The 8378-nt window shown below is 35.1% G+C and carries 4 protein-coding genes; all 4 read right to left on the reverse strand.

The window, feature by feature from the left end; genetic code table 11:
• Positions 1-190: 190 nt before the first annotated feature.
• Complete coding sequence (gene rpoC, locus MR285_RS02355) at positions 191-3790, reverse strand: DNA-directed RNA polymerase subunit beta' (RefSeq protein ID WP_293557639.1); 3600 nt, start codon at positions 3788-3790, stop codon at positions 191-193.
• A gap of 37 nt (positions 3791-3827) precedes the next feature.
• Positions 3828-7571, reverse strand: a complete 3744-nt coding sequence (locus tag MR285_RS02360; protein WP_293557641.1) for a DNA-directed RNA polymerase subunit beta — start codon at positions 7569-7571, stop codon at positions 3828-3830.
• A 156-nt stretch (positions 7572-7727) separates the two neighbouring features.
• The gene (locus MR285_RS02365; protein ID WP_169969025.1) at positions 7728-8051 is read right to left on the reverse strand and encodes a hypothetical protein; all 324 of its coding nucleotides are present in this window, start codon (positions 8049-8051) and stop codon (positions 7728-7730) included.
• 67 nt (positions 8052-8118) lie between these two features.
• On the reverse strand, positions 8119-8378 hold a 260-nt coding region (locus MR285_RS02370; RefSeq protein ID WP_293557645.1), incomplete at its 5' end, for a polysaccharide biosynthesis C-terminal domain-containing protein.

Consider the following 8378-nt stretch of genomic DNA (forward strand, 5'->3'; position numbering starts at 1 on the left):
TATGAATAATGAAGAGGTGGTTGACAGTTTTTATGTCGGATGTTTTAACCCTAAAAGAGACTCGTCATACTACTTCTTCATTATACAAAAATAGTGCAAGATAGGAATTACTTCCTTTCTTACACTATTTATGGTACTAAAGAGAGACTCGAATTAACGAGTCCCCCCAATATTTGACATAGAGTCTATTTTATTCTTCTTCTGAAAGTGTTACTTCTTCTTTTAATTCTTTTTTGATTTCATCTTTAGAAATTACTTCAGAATTTTCTAATATATTATAATCTTCTTTTAATCTCTCATCTATGCCAATTTGTACTTTGGAATTTATGCGAGCACCAGTACCTGCTGGTATAAGTTGTCCAATGATTATATTTTCTTTTAGACCTTCAAGCTTATCTTCTTTGCCCTTTATTGCTGCATCTGTAAGAACTCTAGTTGTTTCTTGGAAGGATGCTGCTGATAAGAAGGAGTCTGTTGCAAGAGATGCCTTTGTAATTCCAAGTAGGTTTACATGACCAATTGCTGGTTCTTTACCTTCTTCGATTGCTTTTTTATTTGCTTCCTTGTAATCAACTACATTTACAAGTGAGCCTGGAAGTAAATCTGTGTCTCCTGCATCTTCTATCTTGCACTTTGATAGCATTTGTCTAACAATTATTTCAATGTGTTTGTCGTTGATGTCTACCCCTTGAAGTCTGTAAACTCTTTGAACTTCTTTTACAATATATTCTTGTACACCCTTCTCTCCTTTTACACGGAGTAAATCTTGTGGATATACTGAACCTTGTGTAAGTTCATCGCCTGCTTCAACTTCATCGCCTTGTTTAACTTTTAGTCTTGATCCATAGACGATGTTATAAGAATCAACTGTTCCATCTTCTGCTGTTATAAGAACTTCTCTCTTCTTATTTGATTCTTTAATATCGACAACTCCGCCACGTTCTGCAATAATTGCAAGTCCCTTTGGCTTTCTTGATTCAAAAAGTTCTTCAACTCTTGGAAGACCTTGTGTGATGTCTGCTGCTGCAGCTACACCACCTGTGTGGAAAGTTCTCATTGTAAGTTGTGTTCCTGGTTCACCAATTGATTGAGCTGCAATTACACCAACTGCTTCTCCAATTCCTATATGTGATCCAGTTGCAAGGTTTCTACCGTAGCAGTGAGCACATACTCCGTTTTTAGCCTTACATCCAAGAACTGATCTCACTTTTACCTCTTCTATTCCAAGTGATTCAATTAAAATTGCGTCATCATCGGAGATAACTTCATTTGCCTTTACAATAATTTCTCTCGTTTCTGGATTTATTATATCTTCGAAGGAATATCTTCCCTCAATTCTGTCAGCAAGTGATTCAATTAATTCTTTACCGTCTTTAAAGGCTCTTGCTACTAAATATTCATCAGTACCACAGTCTTCTTCAGACACAATTACTTGTTGTGATACGTCTACAAGTCTTCTTGTCAAGTATCCAGAGTCAGCAGTTCTAAGTGCAGTATCGGCAAGTCCCTTTCTTGAACCGTGAGCTGACATATAAAATTCAAGTACAGAAAGACCTTCTCTAAAGTTTGAAGTAATTGGAACTTCAATAGTTCTACCTGAAGGCGATGCCATAAGTCCACGCATACCTGCAAGTTGTCTAATTTGGTTCTTGGAACCTCTGGCTCCTGAATCTGCCATGATGTAAATATTATTTAGTGCATCAAAGCCATCCATTACATCATCTGTTAAATCATCAGTTGCCTTGTTCCAAATTTCAATTACTTTTTCATATCTTTCTTCATCAGATATAAGACCTCTTCTAAAGGCTTTTTCATATTTAGCAACTTCTTTTTCTGCATTTGCTAATATTTCTGGCTTAGTATCAGGAATTTGTACATCGCCCATTGAGATTGAAATAGCTCCAATAGTTGAGTAGTGATATCCTGTTGCCTTAATATTGTCAAGAAGTTCTGCAGTTTTTATATTGCCATGTTTTTTATAAGTTTTTTCAATTATTTTGCCAAGAAGTTTTTTGTCTACAACTTGATCAATTTCAAGAGAATACTTGTCTTCATCTCTATTTACAAAACCTAAATCCTGCGGAATAAATTCATTTACTATAAATCTGCCCACTGTTGATGAAACAATTTTACCTCTTTTGTCATTTTCATCAGCAAATCTTCTAACAGATACATGAGATTGTAGGTGTAAAAATCCTGATTCGTAAGCGTGAAACATTTCGTCGAAGTTTCTGTAAATTGAACCATCGCCCTTTAATTTATCTTTTCTATCTAATGTTAGATAATAAGAACCAAGTACCATATCTTGAGTAGGAGTAGTAATTGGCTTGCCATCTTTTAGTGCCAAGATATTATTTGTTGAAAGCATCAATAGTCTCGCTTCAGCTTGTGCTTCCGTAGATAGTGGCAAATGGACTGCCATTTGGTCCCCGTCAAAGTCTGCGTTATATGCTGTACAAGAAAGTGGATGAAGCTTAATAGCCTTACCTTCGACTAAAACTGGTTCAAAGGCTTGAATACCAAGTCTATGAAGTGTCGGTGCACGGTTAAGAAGAACTGGATGATCCTTAATAACATCTTCAAGTACATCCCAAACTTCGTCTTTTCCTCTTTCTACCATTCTTTTCGCAGACTTAATATTGTAAGTTAGTTCTCTCTTTACAAGTTCTCTCATTACGAAAGGCTTAAAAAGTTCAAGAGCCATATTCTTTGGAAGACCACATTGATAGAATTTAAGATCTGGTCCAACTACGATAACTGAACGACCAGAGTAGTCAACTCTCTTTCCAAGCAAGTTTTGACGAAAACGACCTTGTTTACCCTTTAACATCTCTGAAAGTGATTTTAGTGGTCTGTTTCCAGGACCAGTTACAGGTCTTCCACGTCTACCGTTGTCAATAAGAGCATCAACAGATTCTTGTAGCATTCTCTTTTCATTTCTTACGATAATGTCGGGAGCGTTTATATCCATTAACTTTTTAAGTCTGTTGTTTCTATTTACAATTCTTCTATATAAATCATTTAAGTCGCTTGTTGCAAATCTACCACCGTCAAGTTGTACCATTGGTCTTAAATCTGGTGGGATTACTGGGATTGCATCTAGTATCATCCACTCAGGTTTGTTATCTGACTGAATAAAAGCATCTATTACTTCAAGTCTTCTTGTAATTCTAACTTTCTTTTGTCCAGTTGCATCTTGAAGTTCTTGCGTAAGTTCGTCATTTTCCTTTTGTAAGTCAACCTTTACAAGAAGATCTCTTATAGCTTCTGCACCCATCTTTGCAGTAAATTTATCGCCATATTCTTTTTTAAATTCTCTATATTCAATTTCTGAAAGAAGTTGTTTTTCATATAAAGTTGTTTCGCCTGGTTCAACTTCTGTTACTACATAAGATGCAAAGTAAAGAACTTTTTCAAGAGCTCTAGGACTCATGTCTAAAACAAGACCCATTCTTGAAGGTATGCCCTTAAAATACCAAATATGTGATACTGGAGCAGCAAGTTCAATATGACCCATTCTTTCACGACGAACCTTGGCTTTTGTAACTTCAACGCCACATTTTTCGCAGACTACTCCCTTATATCTTACTCTCTTATATTTCCCACAGGAACATTCCCAATCCTTAGTAGGTCCAAATATTTTTTCACAAAATAAGCCTTCCTTTTCAGGTTTTAATGTCCTGTAATTTATAGTTTCTGGTTTTTTTACTTCGCCATAAGACCATGATCTAATCTTTTGTGGTGAAGCAAGTCCAATTTTTATTGAATGGAATAATTCATGTTCGCTCAAGGAGCACTTCTCCTTTCCTATTAATTAAAATAACTAATTAATCTTCAGATTCATCGGATTCATCAAAATAGTCTTCTTCGTCATCTTCATCATCTTCATAGAAGTGACTGTTTTCAAAAGACTCAACTTCATCATTTGAAATTGTTCTGATGCCAATATTTGCAGTTCCTGTGTGTTCAATAAGTTCCTTTATATCATCGTCTGATCTAGTGTTTTTATCGTCAATGTTGTCGATCCTTGTCAAATCGTCTTCGTCAACTTCAAGATCAACTTCATTTCCGTTTTCATCAAGCACTTGAATATCAAGAGCAAGTGCTTGTAATTCCTTTATTAAAACTTTAAAGGATTCAGGAACTCCTGGTTGTGGAATATTTTCGCCCTTTACTATCGCTTCGTAAGTCTTAACACGACCAACAATGTCGTCAGATTTAACTGTTAACATTTCTTGTAGAGTATAGCTTGCACCATAAGCTTCAAGAGCCCAAACTTCCATTTCTCCAAATCTTTGTCCACCAAATTGTGCCTTTCCTCCAAGTGGTTGTTGTGTAACTAGTGAGTAGGGACCTGTTGAACGAGCGTGGATTTTTTCATCAACTAAATGGTGAAGCTTTAGCATATACATATAACCAACAGTTACAGGGTGGTCAAATTCTTCTCCAGTTCTTCCATCTCTTAGTTGGATTTTTCCATCTCTAGAATATCCCGCTTCTTCCAAAGTGTCAAAAATGTCATTTTCATTTGCACCGTCAAATACTGGAGTAGCAACATGCCATCCTAGTTTTTTAGCAGCAAGTCCCAAGTGAACTTCAAGAACTTGTCCTAAATTCATACGAGAAGGAACTCCTAGTGGGTTAAGAACTATTTGTATAGGTGTACCATCTGGCATATAAGGCATATCTTCCTTAGGCATAACCCTTGAAATAACCCCTTTATTACCGTGGCGACCACACATTTTATCTCCAACTTGAATCTTTCTCTTTGTAGCGACAAAAACTCTTACCATTTCATTTACGCCTGGCTGAAGTTCGTCACCTTCTGATCTATTAAAAGTTTTTACATCGACAACAATGCCTTGTTCTCCATGAGGAAGTCTTAATGAAGTATCCCTTACTTCTCTTGCCTTTTCACCAAAGATTGAACGAAGAAGTCTTTCTTCTGCAGAAAGTTCAGTTTCTCCCTTAGGAGTTACTTTTCCAACAAGGATGTCTCCCGGTTTAACTTCTGCACCAATTCTTATTATTCCTCTTGCGTCAAGATCCTTTAACATATCTTCCCCAACATTTGGAATATCTCTTGTGATTTCTTCAGGTCCAAGTTTAGTATCTCTTGCTTCAGATTCGTACTCTTCAATATGAAGTGAAGTTAGTACATCGTCAATTACAAGTTCTTGACTTACAAGCATAGCATCTTCGTAATTATATCCTTCCCAGTTCATAAATGCTATTAGGATATTTTTACCAAGAGCCATTTCGCCTTGGTCTGTACTTGGTCCATCGGCAATAATTTCGCCAGCTTCTACAACATCTCCTGCATTAACTATTGGTCTTTGGTTAATTGTAGTTCCTTGGTTTCCACCCATGAATTTGTGTAACTTATAATTGTCAATGCCCTTGTCTGATTCTCTTTCGATTTCTATGTGTACGGCATCAACTTTCTTAACAGTTCCCTTGTTTTTAGAAACTACTACAACGCCTGAATCCTTTGCTGCTCTATATTCAATACCAGTTCCAACAATAGGTGCTTCAGTCTTTAGTAGAGGCACTGCTTGACGCTGCATGTTTGCACCCATAAGAGCTCTATTTGCATCGTCATTTTCCAAGAAAGGAATCATAGAAGTACCAACTGCAACTATTTGTTGAGGCGAAACGTCCATGTAGTTTACATCTTTAATGTCAAATATATCGGCATTACCGCCATGACCTCTGGCTGCAATTCTGTCTTCAACGAATTTATTATTTTCATCAAGCCTTTCATCAGCTTGTGCAATGATTTGTTCGTACTCAACATCGGCTGTTAAATAATCAATTTGATCAGTTACAACTCCGTCAACAACTTTACGATATGGAGTTTCAATAAAACCATATTCGTTAATTCTTGCGTAAGTTGTAAGTGATGTAATTAGTCCAATGTTTGGACCTTCTGGTGTCTCAATAGGACACATTCTTCCATAGTGTGAGTTATGGACGTCACGCACTTCAAATCCAGCTCTATCTCTGCTCAACCCACCAGGTCCAAGTGCAGATAACCTTCTTTTGTGAGTTAATTCTGATAGAGGATTGTTTTGGTCCATAAATTGTGAAAGTTGTGAAGAACCGAAAAATTCTTTTATAGCAGCTGTTACTGGTCTAATATTTATAAGTGATTGTGGTGTAGTTGCATCAACATCTTGAACTGTCATCCTTTCACGGATAACTCTTTCCATTCTTGAAATACCAATCCTAAATTGATTTTGAAGAAGTTCACCAACAGATCTAATTCTTCTGTTTCCAAGGTGATCGATGTCGTCAACTGAGCCAACATTATTCATAAGTCCAAATTCATAATTAATTCCTGCAATAATATCGTCAATTAAAATATGTTTTGGAGATAATTCTTTATGTGCTTTTTCAAGTTCTTCTTTAAATTTTTCTGTATCTTCAGAATATTCTTCGTAAAGTTCATCGAAAAGTGGTCTATAAACTTTTTCTTTAAAACCAAGCTCTTCCATGTCGAAATCAAGTCCATAAGCATCGACAAAAGTAAAATTGTTTCCTATTACTATTGTATTTTCTGTTGCGTGTTCAAAATTTTCGTCATTCTTTATAAGAACTTGATTTACTCCAGCTGCTTCAATTCTTTCAGCCTTTTCTCTAGTTAGGAGTTCCCCTTGTTCTGCCAATATTTCGCCAGTCATAGGATCTATTATGTCTTCTGCAGTAATATTATTTTCTATTCTTGCGCTAATCCCTAATTTTTTGTTGAATTTATATCTTCCAACTCTCGCAAGATCGTATCTTCTATCGTCGAAAAACATATTTTCAAAAAGTGACTGTGCTGAATCAATAGTAGGTGGTTCCCCTGGTCTTAACTTTTTATAAATTTCAAGTAAAGCCTCATTCTTATTAGTAGTAATGTCTTTTTCAAGTGTCTTTAAAAGTGCTTCACTTTCGCCAAGAACATCAATTATTTCTTGATTAGATTCAACTCCCAATGCTCTTAATAGAACTGTTATTGGAAGTTTTCTAGTTCTATCAATTCTTACATTGATTATGCCTTGAGCATCGGTTTCAAATTCAAGCCAAGCTCCTCTATTTGGAATAAGTGTTGCTGAATAGATTTTTTTGCCAGTCTTGTCTCTTTCTTCCTTATAATATGCTCCCGGACTTCTTACAAGTTGTGAAACAACTACACGTTCAGCTCCATTAATTACAAAGGTACCTGTTGGTGTCATAAGAGGAAGGTCTCCCATGAAGACTTCTTGTTCCTTTACTTCGCCAGTTTCAGTGTTGATAAGTCTTACCTTTGCCTTTAGCGGCGCAGAATAATTAGTGTCTCTCTGTTTTGATTCGTCAATATCATATTTTATCTCATCAGATAAATGATAATCGACAAATTCCAAAATTAAATTGCCAGAGTAATCCTCGATAGGAGATACGTCATCAAATACTTCCTTTAACCCTTCTTCAATTAACCATTTATATGAAGAAGTCTGCACGTCAAGGAGATTTGGAAGTGACATAACTTCGTCTACACGAGAAAAACTCATTCTCTCACGTTTCCCATATTTAACAGGATGTACCATTAATTTTCTCACCCTAGCCTTTCAAATGAGTGTATCAAAATTAGAGTACAAATCACCACTCTAATTGTTATTATGCAAATAGGTATTTTATCATTTTTTATAACAACTTGCAAGGTTTAAAACAAAAAAAGATCCTGCTAATTTGCAGAATCTTTTTTATAGTCTAATATAAGCATAACCTTCGTTTTGAAGCTTTACTAGTTTTGTTATAACTAATTCCTCTACATTAATTCCAGCAGGAATTAATTCCTTTGAAAGGCGATTTTCTTCCAAAGCTTTTTTTCCTATTGTGATATTTACTTTAGGATTTCCAATTACTCCCTCAAAATCAACGCCAGAGTATCTGTTGAAAAGAGATGCAGCTTTTGACATTGCAATTATTTCAATTTTTATATCATCAAAACTATCTAGTAAATCTCTAACATTTGAAATTACAGCAGACCATTTATCTACTTCTACTACGTGAAAAATTACCTTCATATCTATCACTCCTTATTAGCTAATATTTTACACTATTAAAGAGAAAAATAAAAGACAAATTACTATGTTACTGCTTCTTAAATATTAATTTAATAATTTCTTTTATCTCATCAACTCTAAATAAGATTAATAAAATTAAATAAATTGCTCCAGCAATCAATATAGAAATAAGAAGGGATAAATTAATCCCCAAATTTTTAGTCAAAATATTGTAAAAGATTTTTGAACCAAATGCCATTGCAGCTGACGCAATAGTTATTTTAATTACATTTGTAAAAAGTTTTTTATTAAATACATTTCCAATTAATTTGATTGATGGAAGATAAA

Source organism: Peptoniphilus sp., from assembly GCF_022767005.1.
Taxonomy (GTDB): domain Bacteria; phylum Bacillota; class Clostridia; order Tissierellales; family Peptoniphilaceae; genus Peptoniphilus_A.